Genomic DNA, 22631 nt, shown 5'->3' with positions numbered 1-22631 from the left:
GAGCCGATGGTACTCCGCGGGAAACCGCGTGGGAGAGTAGGTCGCTGCCGGATTCTTTTTGAAAGCCCCTGGTGCCTTCCGGCACCAGGGGCTTTGTCTTTGCGGGCTTCGGATCGCTGGCCCGTGAGCGCTCGTCCTTGCGCCGTGCTGCACTGACTTTGCGCCGCGGCACTCCGGGACAGGCACATGTCCGTGCTGTTTGATCGTGTGATGCGCAAGCTCCTCGGCGGAGTGTGGTCGACGCTGGTGAGTACATCCCCAATCACATGCAACTTCGCGCGACGGGCGCCTCGGCGGAGGCGAGGAGATCCGGCCGTCACAACGCTGTCTATCCTCCTGACACGACCCGCAGGGGCTTGGGTCCTTCGCGCGGGGGCTTCGTCGCGCCGGGCAATTCCAGCACGTGGGCTCCTTCCGCTTCGAAGTGCTCGCGCAGCCACGGGTGGCAGGTGAAGGCGATCACCTGGTGATGCTCCGCCAGGCGGGCGAAGAGGTGCACCGCGCCTCGAGCTCTTTCCGAGTCGAAGTTCACCAGCACGTCGTCCGCGATGAGCGGCAGCGCGCCTCGGGTCTCTCCGAAGTCACGGATGACGGCCAGTCGGAATGCCAGGAACAGCTGCTCGCGCGTGCCCCGTGACAACTGCTCCGCGCTCCAGTCGCGCGCGCCGTCACTCACCCGGAGTTCCCTCGCATCTCCCGCCGGAATGAACACCCGGCGGTACCGCCCCGCTGTCAGCTCCGAGAACAGCTCGCTCGCCAACTGAATGACCCGCGGCTGCTGCTCCTCCTCGAACCGCCGCCGCGCCCGCCCTAGCAACGCCAGCGTCAGCCGGTCCGCCGCGTAGCGTGTCGCCAGCTCCGCCGCTCTTGCTCGCAGGGTTTCCTCCTGGATGCGCAGCCGGAACACCCGGTCGTCCGTCTCCCACTGCGACAGCTGCGTCTTCAGGCTGCCCTGCTCCGTGAGCACCGCCTTGTGACGCTCTCCTTCGGCCCGGTAGCGCTCGCGCAGTGTGGCGAGCCGCTCCTTCAACCCCGCCTCTCCTCCCGCCGCGTGCACCTGCTCGCGCGCCGCGTTCTCCTCCAGGCCTGTCAGTGCCTGCACCCGCTGGCCGTGCTCGCGCACCCGGCCTCCCAGCTCCGCGTACCTGCGCGCCTGCACCGCGCGGCGCCGGAACGACGCCTCATCCTGGCAGCCCCCTTCCGCGAGCAGCGCTTCCCACGTCTGTTCCTCGTCCAGGGCCAGCTGCTCCAACCGCGCCTTCTCCGCCAGCAGCTCTTCGCGCTGCCCGTCCAGGTGCCGTTGATCCGCCGCCCTCGTGCGCACTTCCTCGAGTGCCAGCGACACCCGCGCGGCCACAGTCTCAACCGACCCCGGCGGTAGCCCCGCCACCCGTGCCTCCGCCAACAGCCGCGACGTCGTGGCGCTACATGCGGCCTCCGCTACCGCGAACTCCTCCTCGTCCGTGCGCAGGTCCAGCAGCCGTTGACGCAGCGCCGCGGCATCGCGCCACAGCGTCAACGCCGACGCCGCCGACAGCGCCTCAGGGAACCGCCGCGCCACCAGGAACGCCACCCACTCCTCTCTCAGGACGCCCTCCCGCTGATCCGCTCGCAGCCGGGCCTCCTCCACGCGCTGCTCCTCTCGCACCGCAACGTCCCAGGCCGTGCGCAGCGTGTCCTCCTCGCGCAGGAGCAGGTCGCGGCGCTCCGCCTGTGTCAGCAGCTCCGCCAGCAGGGACTCATGCTCGGCCAGGTCCGCCAGCGACGCGCCCGGAGACAGCCCCGCCGCGCCAGACGCATGCAGGAGCTCCCGCTGAAGAAGCTCCTCACGCGCGGACATCGCCGCCTGTGCCGCGCGGAAGCGCTCCTCCTCCTGTTGCCTCCAGCGATGCCGCGCCGCCTGGACCTCCAGGCTGGCCCTCCTGTCCGTCTCCACTCGGTGACGCACGAGCAGCAACAGCCCCACGAGCAACATCCCTCCGACCGCGCACAGCACTCCCATCGACCATCCCGACAACCCCATCGCCAAGGCCGCGCACCCCAGCGCCACCCCCGCCGCCGCCACCACCCACGACAGCGGCAACGGCGAGTGCATCGGTACCGTCTCCGTCGGGGCTCGCCCGCTGTCGAGCTGACGGCGTTGCTCCAAGCGCTGCTCCGCCAGCCGGTCCAGGTCCCCTCGCACCACGCGCATGCGCCCCACCGCCGCCTGCCGCTGGCGCACTTGCGCGGGACGCGCCTCGGGCAGCGTCGCCACCTCCGTTCGCGTCCGCGCCAGCGCCGTCTCCAGCCGTGCCCGCTCCTCGCGCGTGCGCGCCTGCTCCGCCTCCACCTCCGTCAGGGTCGCGTCCGCCGCGTCCAGCCGGCCGGCAAGCGACTCCAGCTCGCCCCTCGCCCGAGCACCCAGGTCCAGCGCGAGCAGCCCGCACGCGTCCACCGCGAGACCCAACTCCCCCAGCGTCTGCTCCAACTGCCGCCGCCGCGACGTGAGTGACGCCTTGCGCGCGGGCAGCGCGCGCAATTGCTCCGAATGGCCGGAGAACGTGCCCAGCGCCGCGCGCAGGGACTCGGCGCGCTCGCGCACGGGCCAGGGCTCCGCGAGTCGCCTCCTCGCCTCCTCGATGGGGGCCAGTCGCTCCTGCAGTTGTGCCTGCTGCGCCCGGTACGTCTTGCGCCGCTGAAGTACATCCTCGAGCCGCGTCTCCGCTCCTGGCGGAAAGGTGTCCAGCACTGGCAGCGTGGACAGCTCCGCCCGATCTCGCGCGAGCACCACCAGGTCCCCCAGCGCGGACTCCAGCCTCGAGGCGTGGTCCAGTTCTCGCTCGACCTCCTTGCGCGCCACCTCCAGCGCGTGGCCCTCCTCGATGCACTCCGAAAGCCGGTCGCGCGTGGAGAAGTAGAGCGCGGGTCGATCTCCCGCCTCGCGCAGCGCCTGCTGCACGTCCTCCAACTCCTTCATCACCCGGTTCAGCTCCGGCTTCTGCCCGCGCGGCGCGTACAGCCCCTCCGCGCCCTTGCGCAGCTGCTCCACCGCCTCTGGCAGCCGCCGCGCGCCCTGCATGCCCGCGGCGAACAGCGCCTCCGATACGCCTCGCTGCTGCGCGAGCCTCTGGAAGGAGGACAGCTCGTCCAGCCGGAAGGCGAACACCTCGAAGAACAGCTCGCGCGGCACGTCCGCCAGCGCCTGGTCCAGCAGGGTCTCCGGCAGGGGCTGTCCCTCCGGCGCCCGGACCGTCAGCGTGCCCTCCGATGCGCGCTTCCCTCCGTGGCGGTGGACCACCAGCGGCCCCGACGCCGTGTCCAGCCACACCTCGCCGCCAAAGAGCGCGCCATCGGGTTCGTAGCGCTCCGGATGGCCTCGCTTCTCGAAGCCGAAGAGCACGCCCCGCAGGAAGGCCAGCAGCGTGCTCTTGCCTGCCTCATTGGGCCCGTACAGCAGCGTCAGTCCGGGCCCCGGTGTCCCCGAATAGCCCCGGAAGTGGCCGAAGCCGTCCACTTGGAAGCGGCTGATGCGCAGCCCCGGCTTCATGACGCCTCCTCGTGGAGCTGCTCCACGCCCCGCTGCCCCGCCTGCGTCACCAGCTCCGGTCGGGGCGCCTCCAGCGCGTCCACACCCAGCCGCTTGAGTCGCTGCCCCAGCGTCGTCAGGTCCTCTTCGTCCCACAGCGCCGCGAGCGCCTCGCCGTCCTGCGCCAGCGCCTGCGCTTCGTCCAACAGCGTGCCCATGAAGCCGCCCCCCGCGCGCACCGCCTCCAGGTCCACCTCTGGCCGACTGCCGTCCCGCAGCGACTCCAGCAACACCGGCGGGTGTGCTCGCGCCAGCCGCTCGCGCAGGTCCGCCTCCAGCTGCGCGCGGGCGCCCGGCCTCGACAGCTCGCGGTGCAGCGGCCCGCGCCCGGCCAGCGTGAGGCGCACCGCGTGCCCGTCGAAGTCCTCCGCGCACCGTGACTCCACCACCTCCGTGGCCACCGCCTGGAGCATGTCCAGCGACGCCACTCCCGACAGGGGCACGTCCAGCCGGTGCCAGCGCACCCGGTCCACCGGCACGAAGCGCCGGCGCGCGACGCCGTCCTCCACGTCCACCACCACGCAGCCGCGCTCGCCGGTCTCATGCACGTGCCGGCCCTGCGGATTGCCCGGGTACACCGCCACGCCGCCGCCCGGGAGCAGGTGCTCCGCGCGCGTATGCACGTGGCCCAGCGCCCAGTAGTCCAGCCCTCCCGCCGCCAGGTCCGCGGCCGTGCAGGGCGCGTAGTTCGCGTGGCCCGCGTCGCTCCCCAGGTTCGCGTGCAGCAGGCCCACGCTGAAGTGCTCGCCAGTGCGGCGGAACCTCGCGGACAGGTTCTCGCGCACCTCGACGTCCGGATAGGACACGCCCTGGACGTGGCACAGGCGCCGGCCCTCGCGCCGCACCTCCACGTCCTCCCACTCCGCCCCGAATACCTTCACCGACGCGGGCAGCCCCAGCGTCCCCGTGTCCCCGCTCAGCGGATCATGATTCCCGTGGACGATGAAGGTCTGGATGCCCGCCCGGTCCAGCCGCGACAGCTCCGCGCGCAGGGCCAGCCGCGCCCGCACGGAGCGGTCCCTCACGTCGAACAGGTCCCCGGCCAGCAGCAGGAACGTCACCCGCTCTCGCAGGCACACGTCCACGATGCGCGCGAGCGCATGGAAGGTGGATTGCTGGAGGCGCTCCAGAAGCGGGCCGTGCGTGGCCACTCCCCGAAACGGCGTGTCCAGATGCAGATCCGCGGCGTGCACGAAGGAGAAGCGCATCGTGCGGGAAAACTACCCGAGTCCCGCCCTCCACCCGACTTTCCCACCCCCAGGGTGATGCACCGGTGGACACACCGGACACCCCGGGGTCGCACGCGCAGTCCACCCGCGGAAACCCGGTGCGTGGGCACCTCGCAGGCCCCTTGCGCTTCGCGGGAAGGCCTCGTTCCCGTCCCTGCATTCCGCACGACGCTCGGACGCGAGTGGATCGCCAACCCACCGAGGTCCTTGGACTCCGGCGCTGGCCGCGCCCCGGTACGACGGCTGCACTCGGGGGCAGGCCATGAGACCCGTCACCTCCTGGCTGTTCCTGTCGCCGTTGCCATCCTTTGTGCTCGCGGCGCTCACCGTGGCTCCGCTCGCCCACGCGGGGGCCGATGTCCCCACCGATGTCCCCTCCGGGGAGCCTCCCGCGCCGCTGGCCTTCGCGGACTTCTCCTGGCTGCCCGGCAACGCGGGCGCCAGCGAGAGGCCCCTGTCCCATGGGCCGTTCACCGGCGAGTTCCGCCTGGATACCGCGTACCACTACAGCTTCAACCGCCCCCAGGACGACACCCTCGCTGGCTCCAGCGAGGTCTTCCGCCACGGCGAGGTGCAGGTCACGCAGCTGGGGATCGGCGGTGACTTCCTCTACAAGAACGTGATGGGCCGGCTGATGACCCAGTTCGGCATGTATTCACAGACAACGCCGCGCAACGACGCGAGCCCCTCGCGCGGACAGTGGAGCCTGGACAATGCCTACCGATACATCTCCGAGGCCTACGGCGGCTATCACTTCGACGCGCTGAAGGGCATCAACCTGCAGGCTGGCATCTTCATGAGCTACATCGGCTTGTGGAGTTACTACAACGCGGACAACTGGACCTACCAGCCGTCCTACGTGTCGTCGAACACGCCGTGGTTCTTCAACGGTGTGCGCGCCCAGATTTTCGTGAGCGACACCCTGAAGATCGAACCGTGGCTCGTCAATGGCTGGCAGTCGTATGGCCGCTTCAACGAGGGCTACGGCGTGGGCGGGCAGCTGCTGTGGCGCCCCACGGGCTGGCTGTCGGTGGTGGGCAACCAGTACTACGGCACGGACACGCTGGGGACGCCGGGCCGCAAGCGCGTGCACACGGATGACAGCGTGATGGTGAAGTACCTCGACACGCCGAACGGGTTCCTCCGCAAGGCGGCGGTGTCCCTCACGCTGGACGCGGGCTGTGAGTTTGGTGGTGGCGTGAATTGCGGCTCGCAATACTTCCTGGGGTTCATGGCCTACCACCGCATGTGGTTCCACCAAGACCGTCTGGCATTGACGGTGGGCGGCGGCGCCATCACCAACCCCGGGCGCTACCTGGTGCTGCTGCCGCCCATCAACGGGGCGACCGCGGCCTCGGGCACGCCGTACTTCACCGCGAGCCCGGGCGACCGCTACCGCGCCTGGGACTTCCAGGTGGCGGCGGATGTGATTCCCCAGCCGTTCCTCACCTTCCGCGTGGAGTTCAACCACCGCGCCGCCAACGTGCCGTACTTCTCCGGTCCGGGAGGCGTCACGCCGCCGGGTGGCAACCAGGGCGCGCCCGGGTCACTCGTGGACGGGTGGAGCCCCGACCTGGTGAAGACGGAGAACCGCCTCACCGCCGCGCTGATGGTGAAGCTGTGAGGCGCGGGCGCGGGCGGGGCATCCAGTGCCCGCCCGCGCCTCGCGTGTGTCAGGCGTCGCGGTCGTGTCCACGCCTAGTGCGTGGACTCGTTCCCAGAGGTGTCGTGGCCGCCGGAGGGGCTCGTGGTGTTGCTGGAGCCCGTGTCGCCAGAGGTGTCCATGGAGTTCGTCGGCTCCTGCATCCCGGAGCCGCCCGTGCCTCCGTCATCCATCATCCCGGAGCCGCCGGTGCCCGCGTCGTCCATCATCCCGGAGCCGCCCGTGCCGGCGTCCATCATCCCGGAGCCGCCCATGCCCTCACCGGTGGAGCCCGAGCTCGTCGAGCTCCCCGTGCTCTGACTGCTTCCGGAGCCGCCCGAGCCCTGACCCTGCTGGGGCGCCATGCTTTCCGACGAGCGGTCCCGGCTCTGACACCCGGTCAGGGCCATCGCGCCCGCCACCGCCCCCATCACCAGCCATCGCGTGTAACCCGCCATTCGCACTCCCTCCGTTGGATGTGACGAACCCAAGGCTGGGGGTGGAGGGGCGCGGGGGCATCGTCCGGGGGGCTCCAAGGGGCCCGCCCGCCGTCCCCCCCACCGACCCGGGAGGGGCTTGCTCGCAAGGCTGTTGGAGGGCGGCCGTCAGGGCTCGCGGCGCAGGACGAGCAGCGCGTACTCCAGGCCCCCGTCCAGCAGGCCCTGCTGCAGCCACAGGTGGTCGCGCCGGGACTCCATCCGCACCGCGTTGAGCGCGGCGCGCAGGCTGCGCGTGTCGGGGGCGGCGCGGGCCATGTGCTCGTGGATCAGCAGCTCCGAGCTGAGCGTCCAGAAGCCCACCGTCCTCGCGGACACGTCGTCGTGCGCCTCCAGCTCCAGGCCCGCGTCGTGCGCGGCGGCGAGGAACGCGCTCATGCTGCCCAGGTGCTTGCGCCAGGGGTCGTCGGACGGAGGCACCGCGCTAGGACGCACCCAGAAACAGTCCGCCACGGCCAGCATGCCGCCGGGCCGGAGCCGGGTGTGCACCCGCCGCAGCCACTCCGCGCGGGGAAGGGCGCAGGTGTTCTCCACGGCGATGATCGCGTCGTAGCGCTCGCGCTCCCAGGGCGCCTCGCCCGTGCACAGCAGGGGCTGCACGCGGTCCGCCACGCCTGCTTCGAGCGCGAACCGGCGCACCCGCTCCACCTGCGCGGGCACGGTCACGAGCGCGGTCACGGACGCGCGGTGCTCCTGGGCCCAGTACAGCGCGCCGCCGCCCAGGATGCCGCCCATGTCCAGCACCTCGCAGCCGTCCGGGATGCGGCCCATGGCGCGCGCCAGCTCCTGGAGCAGCGCCTCCTGTGCGGCCCGGAGGCGATCGCGCAGCTCGGGGCCGGGCGCGCCAGGCGGGGGCAGCCGGTCCACCAGTCCCGTGTGGCAATGCACCCGGCGACCGGGGCCGAAGCGCTCCAGTCCGCGCGCGGCCAGGGACTCGTGATGGGCGCGCACTTCGAAGGGCGTCGGGTGTGGCGGGATGGCGGGGGCCTTGGCGTCATCCGTGTCCAGGGCGCGCGCGAGCGTGGAGGAGGACGTCGAGGAGAGAGCGCTCAGGGGCTTCATTGGTACTCCCGGGGCAACAGGATGCGGAGCAGGGCGCCGCCGCCCGGCCCGTTGTGGCGGTGGAGCAGGCCACCGCTGGCGCGCAGCAGGCATTCACTGGTGTAGAGGCCCAGCCCCGTGCCCTGGGGCTTGGTCGTGTAGAGCTCCTCCGCTGGGGCGAGGAGTCGCTCTGGGGGGAAGCCGGGGCCGTCGTCCTCGATCTCCACCTCCAGCCGTCCGCTGAGCGGTTCGGTGCGCGCACGGATGTAGACCCGGGATGCGCCCTGTTCGCCATTGCCCTCGCATGCGTTGACAACCAGGTTCTCCACCACCTGGCGCAGCATGAGGGGGCCGCCGCGAAGGAGCGCGCGTGGCCGCGGCGGCGGCTCCACGTGGATGTGGATGGCCACGTCCGGGAAGCGCAGCGACACGTGGGCCTGCACGGAGTCCAGGACGAGCCCCAGGTCCACGGCCTCCGGCTCCGCGCCGGCGAAGCGGCGGCTCTTCGCGCGCACCTCCTTCACCATCTCCTGGAGCTGCCGCAGGCTGTCCTGGAGCTGGCGGGCCTGGTCCTCGAAGCCGGTGCGCGCGACGAGGCCGCGCTGCGTGCCGAACGCCTTCATCATGTCCGCGGCGGTGCCCGCGTGGTGCAGCGCCTGGTCCATCTCCTGGTGGTGGCCGAGGATCTCCGCCATCGCCTGGGTGAGGCGGCCCACGTCGCGCTCCTGCTGCTCCAGCAGCTGCGCGTGCACGGCGGCGCGCAGGCGGTCGGCGTCCGCGCGGGCCCGGTCGTACCGCGTGGCGAGCGTGCCCAGGTACAGCTCCGCGAGCAGGGCCGCGGGGCCCACGACGACGAAGAGCACCGCGTGTCCGGTGCTGGCGGCCAGGGGCGCCGCGCAGAGCACGGCCGCGAGCGTGCCCACGACGAGGAACGGTTCGCGCCACGTCACCCGGTGGCGCCGGCCGTGCACGGCGGTGGTGCAGAGGAGCAGCACGCCGAAGACGATGGCCCCGGGAATCGCGGCGAGCGCCATGAGGCTCGCGAGGAAGAAGTGCAGGAGGGCCAGGGACTGCGCCCGCCACAGCCAGCCCCACAGGGCCACGCGTTCGCGGCGCGAGTGGACGGCCGCGAAGGCGAGCGTGTTGACGGCGCAGGGCGCGAAGCACGCGAGCGCGGGGACGAAGGGCACGGCGAAGAAGTCGCTCACGCGGGGGACGCAGGTGACGACGCCCAGGAGCGCGGTGCTCCGCAGGACGAAGCCGAGACAGGGGCCCACGCGCTCCGAGGCGAGGAGCCGGCTTGCGTCCTGGGCATGCACCCAGCGGCGGAAGGCCGTCACCCCGCGGGGAGCGGACGCGGGCGGGGACTTCATCAGGTGGCCCCGGCCGTGAGGAGAGGAAGAGGGGAGGCGCCGTGGGAGACGGACCGCGAAACGGCCGTGCGAGCCCGCTCGTCAGCGGACGGCTGGATGTGTCCCCACTGCGGCCGCATGCGGCTCCACCCCCCGGTGCCAGGCACAGCCTTCCCGGGGGGAAGCAGAGAGCGACCGCGACCTTCCGGTCAAACCCGGGGGCGTGGAGACTGTTGGCCAGTCCGCCGACCCTGTCTTCCTGGCCAGGGGGTGGGCGGCCCTGCGTGATTCCACCTGTCCCGCGCGACAGCGCTTGGGCATGCGTGCGGGCCGCGATAGAGGGGCGCCCATGCGCGACAGAATCCAGGCGGTGTTGCGGCGGCTGGCCCAGTCCCCCGAGTTGGAAGTGCGGTGGCTGCACACGGTGTCACTGATGGAGTTCATCGGCGCGCGGAAGATTTCGCGCACGGTGGCGGACCGGCACCCGTCGCTGGAGGTGCTGGGGCACCTGGCGGACGAGACGCGCCACGCGTTCATCTTCAAGCGGCTGGCGTGCGAGGTCGCGGGCCGCGAGGACGTGACGGAGTTCCTGAGCATGGAAGCGGCGGCGACGTGGTTCCAGTCGCTGGACCGCCAGCTGGCGGAGTGGGCGACGCGGCTGACCGGGACGACGGACGTGTACCTGCACTACCTGCTCACCACCGCCGTGGTGGAGCGCCGCGCGATGGTGCTCTACCCGCTCTACAAGGCCGCCACGCGGCAGGCCGTGGTGCGCGAGGAGCTGGGCCGCGTCGTCGTGGAGGAGCAGTCCCACCGGCGCGCCATCGAGGACGCCTGCCAGCAGCGCCTGGCCCAGGTGGGCGCGACGCTGGAGTCCGCGGTCGCGCTGGAGGAGCCCCTGTTCGAGGCGTTCCTCTCCGTGCTGGAGAAGGACGTGGACGCGGCGCTCGCGGGCGCCCAGGCGGCCTGAGGCGTCACCCCTCGCCGGGCGGCGCGTCCTCCGCGTCGTCGCCGCCCGCTTGGGACAGCACCAGCTTCCCGCCCAGCCACGCCGCCTGGAGGTTGCGCGCCTTGCGCGCCCGCTTGCGGCTCAGCTCCACCCCCACCGCGTCCAGGCCCAGCGCGTTCGCCACCGCGAGCGCCGTGCCGTGCCCACAGAAGGGGTCCACCACCGTGCGCGTGCGCGTCTGCTCCAGGATGAAGCGGCACGCCACCAGACACGCGGACAGCCCCATGCCTCGCGTCCACGTCACCTCGCCGGCCTCCGGCAAGACGTCCGCCGTGGACTTCGCCGCGTCCGCCCTCAGCCCCCGGCTGAAGCACAGCAGGTGCGAGTACGCCGGCCTCCCGAACGTCACCGTCCCTGGCGTCCTGCGGCACACCACCTTGTGCCACAGCGTCTCGCACCCGGCCGCCTCCGCCGCCTTCGATACCAGGTAGCCCTTGTCCACCCAGGCCCCGTCCTTCTTCACGTCGGACTGGTAGAACACCGCCACCCCGTCCTCCGGCACCCGCGACAACACCTTCGCCGCCGCCCCCACGAACCACTCCTTCCACTGGGGCAGCGTGAGGGACGGGAACTCCGAGACGTCCGGCATCGACGCCACCACCGAACACCCCTCCAACACTGGCCGTGCCTCCAGCCACGCCAGCGCGTCCTCGCAGTACACCGTGCGCTTCGCTCCCGCCGTCCCGCTCCGTGCGTCCGTCATGACGCCCTGAGTCTGCCGGAAGCGCCCACCCACTCCCACCCTTCATTCCCTCCGGGCACCTACCCCACGGGGCAGCCCGCCCTTCCAGGTTTCAAGCAACCTCCGAGCAGGTGGACGACCGCGCCCTAGTCATGGCTAGCTACGCTTCCCCGTAAAGCGACGACTTCTCGCTCTTTCCCCCCGAAGAGGACCCCCATGCCCACGACGAACGCGACGGACGGAACACCCCTGCACTATCGGGTGCTCGGAGAGGGTTCGCGCGACGTGGTGCTGGTGCACGGGTGGATGGTGTCCGGCGCGGTGTGGGACGCGATGTTGGAGAAGCTGGACCTGACGGGGCTGCGGCTCATCGTCCCGGACCACCGCGGCTCCGGGAAGTCCGGGCGGCCGGCGTCGGGGTACACGCTGGCGCAGTACGCGAAGGACGTCATGGCCGTGGCGGACCACGCGGGGGCGAAGCGCTTCGCGCTGGTGGGCCACAGCATGGGCGGGCAGATCGCCAAGTGGGTGGCGGCCGACGCGCCCGAGCGCATCACCGGCCTGGTGCTGCTCAACACGGTGCCCGCGTCGGGCCTGCCGCTGCCTTCGGACGCGGCCGGGCTGTTCCGCACGTCCGCGGGGGACCGGGAGAAGCAGAGGACCATCCTGAGTCTGGCCTGCAAGGAGCTCTCCCCCGAGTCGTTGGAGCGGCTGCTCCAGGACTCCGGCGAGGTGGCGCGGGACGCCATCGAGCAGTGCTTCGATTCCTGGACGGCGGGCGGCTTCGCGGACCGGCTGTCCGCCATCACGGCGGCCACGTTGGTGGTGGCCACGGATGATCCGTTCCTGCCGCCCTCGTTCCTGAAGCAGTCGGTGGTGGCGCTCATTCGCGGCGCGCGGCTGGCGCACCTGCCGGGGCCGGGGCACTACCCCCAGGTGGAGCGTCCGACGGAGACGGCGGCGCTGGTGTCGGCCTTCCTCGCGGGCAGCTCCGCGCAGGCCTGAGGGGGACGCGCGATGGCTTGGAGTATGTCCTTTGACCACGACGCCGAGAACGACGTGGTCACGGCGAGCTTCACCGACTGCATCCTGGCATCGGATGAGGACGTGTATCGCTGGAAGCGCGAGGTGGAGGCGCAGTTCGCGAAGTTCAAGGGCCGGGTGGACCTGCTCATCAACCTGGACGGGTTGGTGGTGCGTCACACCGCGGGGCGCACCTTCGGCAAGGAGCGCCGCGAGGTGCTGGAGCGAAACACGCACCGCTCGTTCCGCTACGGCGGCGACGAGATGACGCGCATGTTCGTGACCACCAGCGGCGCCATCAACGGCGCGGCGGTGAACCACTACCCGTCGCGCGAGGCCGCCCTGGCGGCGCTGCTCGCGGAGCGTGATTCCCTGCGCAAGCGCGGCTTCATGCCCTTCCATCCGGGCGTGGGCAATAGCAAGGGCTGACGCGCTACACGCCCGCGAACCACTCGTAGCCGCGGTCCTCCCAGGTGCCTCCCGTGGCCTCTGGGAGGAAGTGCACGGTGGTGAGGTACTTCACCATCTTGTAGCCCAGCTTCACGCCCGAATAGAGGCGCAGGGGCGCGCCGTGGCCGGGCGTCAGCGGCTGGCCGTTCATGCCGTACGCGAGCACCGTCTGCGGATGCAGCGCGCTGGGCGCATCCCATGACGAATAGTAGCCCTGGTCGAACGAGCGGAACTCCACGAAGCCCGCGCGCGGGTCGGCGCCCACGGCCTGGGCCAGGTCGCTGATGCGCACGCCGTGCCACGACGCCACCGCGGTCCAGCCTTCCACGCAGTGGTGGCGGATCCGGAAGTCCGTCCGGGGCAGCCGTCGCAGCTCCTCCACGGAGAAGGTGCGCGGCCGGGACACGAGCCCGCCCACCTCCAGGCGCCAGTCCGCGGGGGCCAGGGGCACGGTTTCGGAGATGAAGTACTTGGGGAAGTCGCCGGGCGGGGTGAGGCGCGCGACGGGTTCCTCGGGGGCGAGCCGGGTGGGGCTGAAGAGGCCGGTCTGGACGCGCTTGTTGAAGCGCTCCATCACGCCGAGGAAGCCCTCGCGGGGACGGCTGGAGTCACACGCGCTGGTGCCGAGCGCGGCGGCGCCCAGGAGGACGTGGCGGCGGGTGAGGATGCGCTCAGACATCGGGCTTCCTCCCTCCGGTGACCATCTCTCCGAAGGTGCGCGGGTGCAGGGCGACGAGCACCACGTGGCCCACGGTGAAGAAGGCGAGCAGCACGAGCAGCAGCAGGTGGATGGCGCGGGCGGGGTCGTAGCCGCCGAAGAGCGCGGTGAGCCATTGCAGCTGCACGGGCTTGTAGAGGACGAGGCCGGACAGGACGGACAGCGCGCCCAGGACCAGGGCGGAGGTGTACGCGAGCCGCTGGAGGCCGTTGTAGAGGCCCGGCTGCGCGGGCGCGGGGCGGATCCGCAGGTAGTACGCGAGGGTGGCCACGGCGTCGCGCGCATCGCGGCGGGGGAGGAACAGGCGGCGGCGCCACTCGCCGCTGAGCGCGAGGTAGAGCACGTACACGCAGCCGTTGAGGGCCAGGAACCAGCCGAACGCGAAGTGCCAGTGCCGCGCTCCCGCGAGCCAGTCTCCCAGCCGCAGCCAGGAGGGAGGCACGGCGCCCTGGAAGGGATAGAGCGAGTAGAGGTGCCCGCGAGGCCCCATGCGCGGATACGCGGCGAGGATCTGCAAACCGCTGGCGGCGAGGATGGCCAGCAACGGCACATTGGCCCAGTGGGCGAGGCGGATGGGCCACGGTTGGGGACGACGCTGCTCGGGTGCTTGCACGCGGCGCACCCCAGCACCGGGGCGTGAAGGGAGACATGCGGCGTGAGGACGGTTGCCCGATGGAGGACGCCTGCGCGGTGACTCCGTTGTCCAACGGATGGCGGCCGGGCCCCAGGGCTGAGCGCTCCCTCATGTCGGCAAGCTGAGCGCCAGCCGCCTGCCTGGCGGTCCCGTGCGAGGTGGGGGGCGGGGCAACAGGAGAGGCCATGCTGGGGCGCAAGGTGGCCATCAACGAGGAGTTGGTGCGGGCGCTCCCCGCACGCACCTCAGAACGCGTCCGCCTGGGCGCGACGTCGCGTAGCGATGTCCTCGAAGACGTCGGCGCGGACGACCTGGGCGAAGTCGCGTCCCTCGTAGTGGAGGGTCAGCATCCGCTCGCTGCGGCCCTCGTTCAGGCCCTCGCCGCCCATCAAGTAGACGGAGGTCTCGTCCGTGCGCCACGTGGCCGTCACGAGCGCCTGGAGGCGACGGACGAAGCCGTCGGCGCGAGCGACCGCGTCCGGCGGAACGGCGACCGCGTAGCTGGGGCTGGGCTCACCGGGGCCGGGGTGCGACTGGGGGAGGGTGTCCGTGAAGAAGGCGAGTGGCCAGGACAGGTCCGTCCCCACCTTGTGCCGGTTGGCGTGGCTCGCCTCCTTGTTCAGCAGCGTCCTGTATCCGCGAGGCCGCCCGTACTTGGCCACCATCGCGTCCACCAGCACCTTGTGCTCCTGGCGGACGTCGAACGTCTCCGTGAAGCGCACCAGCACGTTCCCCAGGTGCCCCTCCGTGAAGACGAAGAGCACCATGCCTTGCAGTCCGGCCAGCTCGGTGGGCATGAAGAGGTCGCCCCGCGTCGTGGGTTGGACCTCCGGGTGCAGCGCGCGCACCTCGTCGGGCGTCATTCCCCAGCGCGTGGCCCGGAAGCCATCGCCGCCGCGATGGTTCTGGGCATACCCCGCTTGGAGCAGGGCCCGCTGCTCCGAGACCGGCGAACCGCAACCCATCAGGACCAGCAGGACCAGTAACACCGCCCCATGACGATTCATGGCGGCATCCTCATGTTTCCATGAGGCCGTGGCAACTGAGCTGTCATTCGACTGGATCAGCCAGCAGGCGTGTGTCTGCCCAAGCTTCGGTCGCTGAGCCATGAGTGCGTCAAGGCCACATTGGGCAGGGCATCAAGGCGACCGAGCGAGGCGTGCACGAGGCCGCCGGAGTTCGACGGCGACCACGAGCGGGTGACTGCCCGGATAGCGCGGTGGGCCGAGCGGTGCTGCGCCGAGCGGAAACTTCCATGGCCAGGGTCGTGCCGGGAGTGCGCTCCCGGTGGATTGGACGTCCGGGAACGACCCGATATCGTTCCCGCCTCGCCCGTCTGCCCCAAGGACACCCAGACCATGAAACGAATCCACCTGGTGCACCTGGTCGGAGCGCTGCTGCTGTCTTCGCTGGGCTGCGTGGAGGAGGAGCCCGAGTTCTCCGTCGCGCCGTCGGGCGGTGCTCGGCTGGTGGTCGAGCTGCCCCGGACGGTGGGGGCCAGCCGGGTGACGTCCACGGTGACGCACGCCTCGGGCGCCACCGAGGCGACGTCGCTGACGTTGGATCCGGAGGGGGGGCGCGCGTGGTCGGCCGTCGTGAAGCCGGAGGCCCCCGGGGAAGAGGTCGGGCTGCGCGTGGACGCCGTGGATGCCTCCGGTGAGGTCGTGGCCACGGCGCGCCTGGACGCGAAGGTGAAGCTGCCCTTGTACGGTGAGGCGCTGGTGGTCGTGGTGCCCCAGCCGGAGTCCGGCATGGCGGGCCTGTCCAACCATGCGCCGCTCATCCACGCGGTCATCGGCTCCAAGGCCCGCGTGGCGTTGGGCGAGACCGTGGCGTTTCAAGCGCAGGCCCGTGACCTGGACGGCGATGCGCTCACCTACGCCTGGAGCGCGTCCTCGGGGACGCTCGAGTGCGAGGAGGCCGCGTGCACCTGGACGGCGCTCCGGCCCGCGGATGCAGGAGACGGCTCGGAGGCGCGGGACGGCGCGCTCGTGGAGGTGCGGGTCACGGATGCGCGCGGTGCCCGGTCCACGCTCCAGTTCCGCGTCGCCGTGGGCACCGTGCGAGGGGACGCGGCGTTGACGGACACGCGCTTCAACCGCTCGCCCGTGCCCGCCGCGATTGGCCAGCCCCAGCCAGTGGGCCTGAACACACAGGTCCAGGTGTCGGCGACGGCGACGGACGAGGACGGTCCCCTGGACGTGCTGACGTACGCCTGGAGCGCGACGTGCGAGGGACGCTTCGATGACCGCACCCTGGCCCTGCCCGTCTTCACCCCGACGGCGGAACCTCCGGCGTGCGCCTGTCAGTTGATGGGTGAAGTGAAGGACGGCTTCGGCGGAAGCACCGAGCAGGTCGTGCACCTGTGCGTGCGCGCGTCCGCGCCCCCGGTGGTCGAGACCGCCGTCCAGTCCGCCCCGAGCGCGATCTCAGGCGACCGCGTGCTGTTCACCGTCACGACGACGGATCCTCGGAGCGAGTCGCTGACGTACCGCTGGACGTCGAACGTGGGCGCGGTCGGCACGGCGGTGACGAGCGGCACGGGGAGCACGGTGGACTGGACGGAGGTGTCCTGCGTGCCCGCCGGGGTGACGCCCGCGGTGGAGTTGGTGGTGACGAATGCCTCGGGCGCGAGCACGCGCCAGTCCTTCCCGGTGGAGTGGCTCGGCCGTCGCTGCGGCGCGCTGGAGACGGCGTGCGCCACCACGCTGTCGCCAGGACAGGTGACGCTGCGCGAGGACTGCGTGACGCAGGGCACGGTGTTCATCCCGGATGGCCTCACGTTCAACGGGGCGGCGCACACGCTGACGGCATCGGAGGACGGGGCAGGGGACCACTACAAGGGCGCGGTGCTGCGCAACCGGGGCACGGTCGCGAATGTGCTCGACCTGACCGTGACGGCGCGGAACCTGTCGGATGTGTGCGACGCGGACGCGGACCGGCTGCGCGGCATCCTGCTGGAGGGCGCGAGCGGCACCATCGAGGGCGCCGTGGTGGAGGACCTGCACCAGGCGGGCAACGTCGGCGGGTGCCAGGAGGGCTTCGCCATCGACGTGCGCAACACCGCGCCGGGGGCCGCGCCCGTGACGGTGATCATCCGGGGCAACCGGCTGACCGGCTACCAGAAGGCGGGCGTGGTGGTGCTGGGCCCGGTGGACGTGACGGTGGAGGACAACCTCATCGACGGGCTGGGCCCGACGGACCGCATCGCGCGCATCGGCATCCAGCTGGCGTATGGGGTGTCCGGGCGCGTGGTGGGCAACGCGGTGAAGGGCAATGCGTACCTGCTCGAGAGCGACTACAGCTCCGGCATCCTGGTGCTGGGCGGCTCCTACTACGGCGCGGGACGGGCGCTGTGCCACGACCTGCTCATCCAGCAGAACACGCTGACGGAGAACGATGTCGGCGTCAGCCTCTTGCAGGCGGAAGGCGACGACTTCAGCCCGCCCGCCAGCTCCCAGAACATCGCGGTGCTCGCGAACGAGCTGAGCAAGGAGGCCCTGACGAACAACTATCAGGCCGCTGTCTCCGACAATGGGACCGCGAACCTCATCAGCCGCAATCGCATCAGCGGTGATGGCTACGACCCCGCCGTGTATCCAGACAACGCCCTCGCCGTGGACGTGACGACGCAGGGGGAGGAGCGAAGGGTGGGCTTCGCCACGCCCGCGCGGACGCTGGAGGCGGGGACGTGCTCGGAGGCGCTGGTGGTGCAGGGCTGGGACCTGGTGGGCAACCTGGCCACGCTGTCGGTGCCCGCGGTGGCGCTGGCCGCGTCGGACGCGGGGGCGACCTTCCACCTGCGGCCGGATTGCTCGGATGCGCCGGTCACGGAGGTCGTCCTCAAGAACACGCAGCGCGAGGGCATCTTCTACCTCCGGGCCAGCGCGGCGGGCGTGCTGACGGTCACGGCGACGGGCGACGGCGTGAACACGACGCAGGACCAGACGGTGCGTTGATCCAGGCGCCCGCGCTCCGCGTGCGCGCGGCGCGACCGCTGGTCCGGGGGAGGACGGATGCTCGCGTCGGCGGTGACGGCGCGGTACACGGGGCGCGTGTACGGACGGGCGGTCATTTCCTGGGTGGGGCTCTGCCTCCTGCTGTTGTCTCCCGCGTGTCTTCCGCGAGCCACCCGGCCCGCCGTGCCCGGAGGGCCGGAGGACCTGGCCCGCCAGTACCTGGAGGCCTGGGCGCGCAATGACCTCGCGGCCCAGCGCCAGGGGCTCCTCGACGCGCCCGCGGACTTCGACGCGCAGCACGCGCGCTGGAGACAGGACCTGGGCGTGGTGGCCTCCCGCTTCGCACCGCCCGAGCTGGAAGCCGACGATGGCACCACGGCGGTGGTGGTGTTTCGCGGCGTGCACACGCTGCGGGGACTGGGGGAGTGGGAGGTGGCGTCCCGGCTGCGCTTCGAGCGCCGGGGAAAGCGCTGGGGCCTGCGCTGGACGCCCCAGGTGTTCCACCCCGACGCACGGCCGGGAGACCGCTTCGCCCGGCTGAGGACCTGGGGGCCTCGCGAAGCGCTGCTCGACGCTCGGGGGACGCCGCTCACCGTGCCGGGAGAGGTCATCCGCGTCGGCGTGCTGCCGGGCCGGGTGAAGGACCGCGCCGCCGTGGCCACCGCGCTCCAGGCCCAGCTGGGCGTGGAGCCCACCAAGGTGCTCGCCGCGCTGAACGCCGCGAGCGCGCAGCCTGAGCAGTTCCTCGCGTTCATCGACGTGCGGCCGGAGCGCTACCAGCAGGTGCGCGCCGCGCTCGCGCCGGTGCCCGGCATCTTCTTCCGCAAGAAGACCGCGCGCCTCACCCCCTCGGAGGGCTTCGCCGCGCACACGCTGGGACGGGTGGGCGAGGTGACGGCGGAGGCGCTTCAGGCGCTGGGCCCGCTCTATCAGCCGGGGGATGTCGTGGGGCTGTCGGGCCTGGAGCGCGCACAGGAGCGGACGCTGGCTGGCCGGCCCTCGGGCGAGGTGCGGCTCCTGCGCCGCTCGGGCGACAGCGACGTGCTGCACCGCTTCGATGGCGAGCCGGGGCGGCCCGTGCGCACCACGTTGCGCATGGACGTGCAGGCGGCGGCGGAGGCGGCGCTCGCGGACATCGCCCGGCCCGCCGCGCTGGTCGCGGTGGACGCGGGGACGGGCGAGGTGCTGGCGGTGGCCAGCCGGCCGCTCGGGGAGGCGCTGCACCGGGCGCTGACGGGGCGCTACCCGCCGGGCTCCACGTTCAAGGTCGTGACCGCCGAGGCCCTGCTCGCGAGCGGCTTGAAGCCGGACTCCCGCGCCGACTGCCCGGTGGAGGTGACGGCCGGGCGCAAGCGCTTCCGCAACTTCGAGTCCGAGGTCCTGGGCACCACGACGCTGCGGCGCGTGTTCGCGCTGTCGTGCAACACGGCCTTCATCCAGCTCTCCGCGCGGTTGGCGCCGGGGGCCCTGGAGGACGCGGCCCGGCGCTTCGGCTTCGGGGTGGCCTACGACGTGGGACTGCCCTCGCCGGGCGCCACCTTCCCCGCGCCCCGAGACGACGCCGAGCGCGCGGCGGCCTCCATGGGACAGGGCCGCGTGCTGGCCACGCCGCTGCACATGGCCACGGTCGCGGCGGCGGTGGACTCGGGCGTCTGGCGCGCGCCGCGCCTGCTGGCGGACGCGGAGGCGGGCCCCGAGGCGCGGTTGAGTCCGGGGACAGCCGAGCCGCTCCGCGGCCTGATGCGCGCGGTGGTGACGGAAGGAACGGCGAAGTCCGCCGCGAGCATCCCCGGCCTCCTGGGCAAGACGGGGACCGCCGAGTACGGCACCGCGGCGCCGCCCGAGACCCACGCCTGGTTCATCGGCGTGCGCGGCGGCGTGGGCTTCGCGGTGGTCGTGGAGGGCGGTGGCGTTGGCGGCCGCGTCGCTGTCCCGCTCGCGCTTCGCTTCCTCCAGGCACTCGACGCGGTGGCGGTGCGCTCCATCCGCGGGGGCGATGTCTAGCCACGGAGGCGGCCCTCCGAGCCCCACGCTCCTCCCACGCCCCGCCGGGTGGCCATCCCAGCGGGCGCGGCCCAGCTTCAGGGGATGGCCGGTGAATCCCTGAGCGGCCGGGCCGCTCGCGCCGGGGTGCTTCCCACGCGCCGTGGCGGCAAACAGCGGAGACCGTCACCGAAGCCGGCGGGGAAGTCCACGGGGCCCCCTGCCTGGAGCGAGCCGGCGGAGGCGCTGTGTGAGCGGCTGGGCACCACGCCCCAGGGCCTGTCGGAGGATGCGGCGCGCGAGCGCCTCGACTCCCTGGGCGCGAACACCGCGGAGGCGCGGCGCCGCCATCCGCTGGCCCTGGAGTTGTTGCAGCGGCTGGGCAACCCGCTGGTGCTCGTGCTGCTGGTGGCCTGCGGCGTGTCCGCCGTCGTCCATGACCTGACCAGCTCCGCCATCATCGCCGTCATCGTGTTGATCAGCGTGACGCTGGACTTCGTCCAGGAGCACCGCGCCAACAACGCGGCGGAGCGCCTCAGGAGCGCCGTGGCCCTTCGCGCCCGCGTGCTGCGGGATGGAGAGGACCAGGAGCGGCCCGCCGTGGAGCTGGTCCCCGGGGACGTGGTCCTGCTCGCGGCCGGCAGCCTGGTCCCCGCGGACGCGCGCCTGCTGGAGTCGCGGGAGCTGTCCGTCAATGAAGCGCTGCTCACCGGCGAGCCCTATCCCATGGAGAAGGCGACGGGGCTGGCCGCCGCGGACGCGCCGCTCGCCGAGGTGGGCAACACCGTCTTCGCCGGCACGTCGGTGCTGGGAGGCACGGCCCGCGCGCTCGTCTTCGCCACCGGGGGCCGCACGGAGGTGGGGAGCATCGCCCGCGGGCTGGAAGAGCCCGTGGCCTCCACCGCCTTCGCTCGGGACACGCGCCGCTTCTCCGTGATGCTGATGCGGCTGACGGTCCTGATGGTCCTGTTCGTGCTCCTGGTGAACCTGGTCCTGGAGCGCCCGCTGCTGGAGTCCTTCCTCTTCGCGGTGGCGCTGGCGGTGGGCCTGACGCCGGAGCTGCTGCCCATGGTCGTGTCGGTGACGCTCGCGCGCGGCGCCCTGCGGCTCGCGGGGCAGGGCGTCATCGTCAAGCGCTTGAGCGCGGTGCACGACCTGGGCTGCATGGATGTCCTGTGCACCGACAAGACGGGCACGCTCACGGAGGCGCGGATCCGGATGGAGCGCGCCGAGGACGCCGCCGGCCACCCCAGCCCCCGCGTCCGGGGCTGGGCCTTCCTCAACAGCCACTTCGCGACGGGCCTGCGCAGCCCCATGGACGCGGCCATCCTCGACCAGCGGCTGGAGTGCACGGAGGGCTGGGACAAGCAGGACGAGCTGCCCTTCGACTTCGAGCGCCGCCGGGTGTCCGTGCTGCTTCAGAGGGGCGCCCGCCGCGTGCTGGTGGTGAAGGGCGCGCCGGAGGCCCTGCTGCGCCTCTGCGAGGCGCGCGAGGACGCGGACGGGGCGGTGCGCCCGCTGGACCCGGAGGCGCGCGAGGCCTTGCAGGCCCGCTCGGACGCCATGGGGGAAGAAGGCCTGCGGGTGCTGGGCATCGCCTGGCGTGATGAGCCCCCGCGGGCGGAGCCCCTGACCCTGGAGGACGAGGCGCGGCTCGTCTTCGCGGGCTTCGTCACCTTCCTGGATCCGCCCAAGCAGAGCGCGCGCCCGGCGCTGGACGCGCTCGCCCGGGAGGGCGTCGCCGTCAAGGTCGTGACCGGGGACAACGCGCGGGTGGCGGTGCACGTCTGTCAGCAGCTGGGGCTGGACGTGCGGGGCGTGCTCTCCGGCGCGGAGCTGGCGCTGCTGGACGACGAGGCCCTGAGCGCCCGGGCGCAGGACACCACCGTCTTCGCGCGCGCGTCCCCCGCGCAGAAGGGCCGCATCCTGCGCGCGCTGCGGCAGCGCGGCCACGTGGTGGGCTACCTGGGAGACGGCATCAACGACGCGCCGTCGTTGCACGAGGCGGACGTGGGCATCTCCGTCGAAGGCGCGGTGGATGTCGCGCGCGAGGCCGCGGCGCTGCTGATGCTGCGCCAGGAGCTGGGCGTCCTCCACAGCGGCGTGCTGGAGGGGCGGCGCACCTTCGGCAACGTCATGAAGTACATCCGGATGGGGACCAGCTCCAACTTCGGGAACATGCTGAGCATGGCCGTGGCGTCGCTGGCGCTGCCGTTCCTGCCCATGCTGCCCATCCAGATCCTCCTCAACAACATGCTGTACGACGTGTCGGAGCTGGCCATCCCGCTGGACACGGTGGACGCGGCTCAGCTGGCGCGGCCCACGCGCTGGGACCTGCGCTTCGTGCGCCTCTACATGGCGGTGTTCGGCACGCTCAGCTCGCTCTTCGACGCGGCCACGTTCGTGGTGCTGCTGCACGGCTTCCGGGCGGGCGCGCCGCTCTTCCAGACCAGCTGGTTCATGGAGTCCCTGACCACGCAGGTGCTGGTCATCTTCATCATCCGCACCCGGGGCGGACCGGGACGCGCGCCCCCTTCACGCGTCCTGCTGCTGTCGTCGCTGGGCATGGTGCTGGTGGCCAACGCGCTGCCCTTCACGCCCGTGGGGCACTACTTCGGCTTCGTGCGGCCGCCGCCCTCCGTGCTGCTGTCGCTGGGCGTGTTGGTGGCGCTCTACCTGGGCTGCGCGGCGTGGCTCAACCGCTGGTTCTTCCGGCACCTCGACACCTCGTGACCCGGCCCGGCGGGGCCGCCGAACGCGGCGTGGCGGACACCCGTCCCGCCCGGGTGTCCTGTAGCGGGCGCGCGGCCTCCCGGGGCGGTGGGCCGCGCCGGTGACCAGGGA

16 protein-coding genes are annotated in these 22631 nt (G+C 72.1%); 7 read left to right on the top strand and 9 right to left on the bottom strand.

The window, feature by feature from the left end; genetic code table 11:
* Positions 1 to 328: 328 nt before the first annotated feature.
* Together FOF48_RS28455 and FOF48_RS28450 are read right to left on the bottom strand one after the other, a co-directional pair.
* Positions 329 to 3529: an AAA family ATPase gene (locus tag FOF48_RS28455; RefSeq protein WP_143906584.1), complete on the bottom strand. Its 3201-nt coding sequence runs from the start codon at positions 3527 to 3529 to the stop codon at positions 329 to 331.
* Positions 3526 to 4776, bottom strand: a complete 1251-nt coding sequence (locus FOF48_RS28450) for a DNA repair exonuclease (protein ID WP_143906582.1) — start codon at positions 4774 to 4776, stop codon at positions 3526 to 3528. Before FOF48_RS28450 ends, FOF48_RS28455 begins: the two co-directional genes overlap by 4 nt.
* A 283-nt stretch (positions 4777 to 5059) precedes the next feature.
* Here FOF48_RS28450 and FOF48_RS28445 point away from each other — a divergent pair, with 283 nt between their 5' ends.
* On the top strand, positions 5060 to 6421 hold the full coding sequence (locus tag FOF48_RS28445) for an outer membrane beta-barrel protein (protein ID WP_143906580.1): 1362 nt from the start codon (positions 5060 to 5062) through the stop codon (positions 6419 to 6421).
* 74 nt (positions 6422 to 6495) lie between these two features.
* Here FOF48_RS28445 and FOF48_RS28440 read toward each other — a convergent pair whose 3' ends face one another.
* The 3 genes from FOF48_RS28440 to FOF48_RS28430 all read right to left on the bottom strand — a co-directional run bounded on the left by FOF48_RS28440 (position 6496) and on the right by FOF48_RS28430 (position 9350).
* Positions 6496 to 6897, bottom strand: coding sequence for a hypothetical protein (locus FOF48_RS28440; protein WP_186002101.1), 402 nt, complete (start codon positions 6895 to 6897; stop codon positions 6496 to 6498).
* Positions 6898 to 7044: 147 nt separating this feature from the next.
* Positions 7045 to 7998, bottom strand: a complete 954-nt coding sequence (locus FOF48_RS28435) for a cyclopropane-fatty-acyl-phospholipid synthase family protein (RefSeq protein WP_235685554.1) — start codon at positions 7996 to 7998, stop codon at positions 7045 to 7047.
* Entirely contained in the window at positions 7995 to 9350 is a 1356-nt protein-coding gene (locus tag FOF48_RS28430; protein WP_143906578.1) for a sensor histidine kinase, read from the bottom strand. The genes FOF48_RS28435 and FOF48_RS28430 overlap by 4 nt, the downstream gene beginning before the upstream one ends.
* A 328-nt stretch (positions 9351 to 9678) precedes the next feature.
* Between FOF48_RS28430 and FOF48_RS28425 the strand changes: the two genes are divergently transcribed.
* Complete coding sequence (locus tag FOF48_RS28425; protein WP_143906576.1) at positions 9679 to 10299, top strand: hypothetical protein; 621 nt, start codon at positions 9679 to 9681, stop codon at positions 10297 to 10299.
* 4 nt (positions 10300 to 10303) lie between these two features.
* Here FOF48_RS28425 and FOF48_RS28420 read toward each other — a convergent pair whose 3' ends face one another.
* Positions 10304 to 11041: a site-specific DNA-methyltransferase gene (locus tag FOF48_RS28420; protein WP_143906574.1), complete on the bottom strand. Its 738-nt coding sequence runs from the start codon at positions 11039 to 11041 to the stop codon at positions 10304 to 10306.
* A gap of 195 nt (positions 11042 to 11236) precedes the next feature.
* On the opposite strand from FOF48_RS28420, the gene FOF48_RS28415 reads away from it, so the two are divergent.
* Both FOF48_RS28415 and FOF48_RS28410 read left to right on the top strand, forming a co-directional pair.
* Positions 11237 to 12025, top strand: coding sequence for an alpha/beta fold hydrolase (locus FOF48_RS28415; protein ID WP_143906572.1), 789 nt, complete (start codon positions 11237 to 11239; stop codon positions 12023 to 12025).
* 24 nt (positions 12026 to 12049) lie between these two features.
* Positions 12050 to 12472: a hypothetical protein gene (locus FOF48_RS28410; RefSeq protein WP_235685555.1), complete on the top strand. Its 423-nt coding sequence runs from the start codon at positions 12050 to 12052 to the stop codon at positions 12470 to 12472.
* Positions 12473 to 12476: 4 nt separating this feature from the next.
* On the opposite strand, the gene FOF48_RS28405 is transcribed toward FOF48_RS28410, so the two are convergent.
* The 3 genes from FOF48_RS28405 to FOF48_RS28395 form a co-directional block, all read right to left on the bottom strand.
* On the bottom strand, positions 12477 to 13172 hold the full coding sequence (locus tag FOF48_RS28405) for a molybdopterin-dependent oxidoreductase (RefSeq protein WP_143906568.1): 696 nt from the start codon (positions 13170 to 13172) through the stop codon (positions 12477 to 12479).
* Positions 13165 to 13824, bottom strand: a complete 660-nt coding sequence (locus FOF48_RS28400) for a cytochrome b/b6 domain-containing protein (protein ID WP_143906566.1) — start codon at positions 13822 to 13824, stop codon at positions 13165 to 13167. The genes FOF48_RS28405 and FOF48_RS28400 overlap by 8 nt, the downstream gene beginning before the upstream one ends.
* Before the next feature lie 266 nt (positions 13825 to 14090).
* On the bottom strand, positions 14091 to 14852 hold the full coding sequence (locus FOF48_RS28395) for a hypothetical protein (RefSeq protein ID WP_143906564.1): 762 nt from the start codon (positions 14850 to 14852) through the stop codon (positions 14091 to 14093).
* A 351-nt stretch (positions 14853 to 15203) separates the two neighbouring features.
* Between FOF48_RS28395 and FOF48_RS28390 the strand changes: the two genes are divergently transcribed.
* The 3 genes from FOF48_RS28390 to mgtA all read left to right on the top strand — a co-directional run bounded on the left by FOF48_RS28390 (position 15204) and on the right by mgtA (position 22520).
* Complete coding sequence (locus FOF48_RS28390; RefSeq protein ID WP_143906562.1) at positions 15204 to 17804, top strand: right-handed parallel beta-helix repeat-containing protein; 2601 nt, start codon at positions 15204 to 15206, stop codon at positions 17802 to 17804.
* Positions 17805 to 17861: 57 nt separating this feature from the next.
* Positions 17862 to 19808, top strand: coding sequence for a penicillin-binding transpeptidase domain-containing protein (locus FOF48_RS28385; RefSeq protein ID WP_143906560.1), 1947 nt, complete (start codon positions 17862 to 17864; stop codon positions 19806 to 19808).
* 84 nt (positions 19809 to 19892) lie between these two features.
* On the top strand, positions 19893 to 22520 hold the full coding sequence (gene mgtA, locus FOF48_RS28380) for a magnesium-translocating P-type ATPase (RefSeq protein ID WP_143906558.1): 2628 nt from the start codon (positions 19893 to 19895) through the stop codon (positions 22518 to 22520).
* Positions 22521 to 22631 lie beyond the last annotated feature (111 nt).

It is taken from the genome of Corallococcus sp. Z5C101001 (genome assembly GCF_007352635.1).
Taxonomy (GTDB): Bacteria; Myxococcota; Myxococcia; order Myxococcales; family Myxococcaceae; genus Corallococcus; species Corallococcus silvisoli.
The sequence above is the reverse complement of the archived record's forward strand: the minus strand, read 5'-3'. Positions and strand labels throughout refer to the sequence as shown.

Excerpts from the sequence above, each read along its gene's own strand:
- FOF48_RS28455 (WP_143906584.1), bottom strand. The coding sequence starts at position 3,529 with ATGAAGCCGGGGCTGCGCATCAGCCGCTTCCAAGTGGACGGCTTCGGC.
- FOF48_RS28450 (WP_143906582.1), bottom strand. The coding sequence starts at position 4,776 with ATGCGCTTCTCCTTCGTGCACGCCGCGGATCTGCATCTGGACACGCCG.
- FOF48_RS28445 (WP_143906580.1), top strand. The coding sequence starts at position 5,060 with ATGAGACCCGTCACCTCCTGGCTGTTCCTGTCGCCGTTGCCATCCTTT.
- FOF48_RS28440 (WP_186002101.1), bottom strand. The coding sequence starts at position 6,897 with ATGGCGGGTTACACGCGATGGCTGGTGATGGGGGCGGTGGCGGGCGCG.
- FOF48_RS28435 (WP_235685554.1), bottom strand. The coding sequence starts at position 7,998 with ATGAAGCCCCTGAGCGCTCTCTCCTCGACGTCCTCCTCCACGCTCGCG.
- FOF48_RS28430 (WP_143906578.1), bottom strand. The coding sequence starts at position 9,350 with ATGAAGTCCCCGCCCGCGTCCGCTCCCCGCGGGGTGACGGCCTTCCGC.
- FOF48_RS28425 (WP_143906576.1), top strand. The coding sequence starts at position 9,679 with ATGCGCGACAGAATCCAGGCGGTGTTGCGGCGGCTGGCCCAGTCCCCC.
- FOF48_RS28420 (WP_143906574.1), bottom strand. The coding sequence starts at position 11,041 with ATGACGGACGCACGGAGCGGGACGGCGGGAGCGAAGCGCACGGTGTAC.
- FOF48_RS28415 (WP_143906572.1), top strand. The coding sequence starts at position 11,237 with ATGCCCACGACGAACGCGACGGACGGAACACCCCTGCACTATCGGGTG.
- FOF48_RS28410 (WP_235685555.1), top strand. The coding sequence starts at position 12,050 with ATGTCCTTTGACCACGACGCCGAGAACGACGTGGTCACGGCGAGCTTC.
- FOF48_RS28405 (WP_143906568.1), bottom strand. The coding sequence starts at position 13,172 with ATGTCTGAGCGCATCCTCACCCGCCGCCACGTCCTCCTGGGCGCCGCC.
- FOF48_RS28395 (WP_143906564.1), bottom strand. The coding sequence starts at position 14,852 with ATGAATCGTCATGGGGCGGTGTTACTGGTCCTGCTGGTCCTGATGGGT.
- FOF48_RS28390 (WP_143906562.1), top strand. The coding sequence starts at position 15,204 with ATGAAACGAATCCACCTGGTGCACCTGGTCGGAGCGCTGCTGCTGTCT.
- FOF48_RS28385 (WP_143906560.1), top strand. The coding sequence starts at position 17,862 with ATGCTCGCGTCGGCGGTGACGGCGCGGTACACGGGGCGCGTGTACGGA.
- mgtA (WP_143906558.1), top strand. The coding sequence starts at position 19,893 with ATGGCCGGTGAATCCCTGAGCGGCCGGGCCGCTCGCGCCGGGGTGCTT.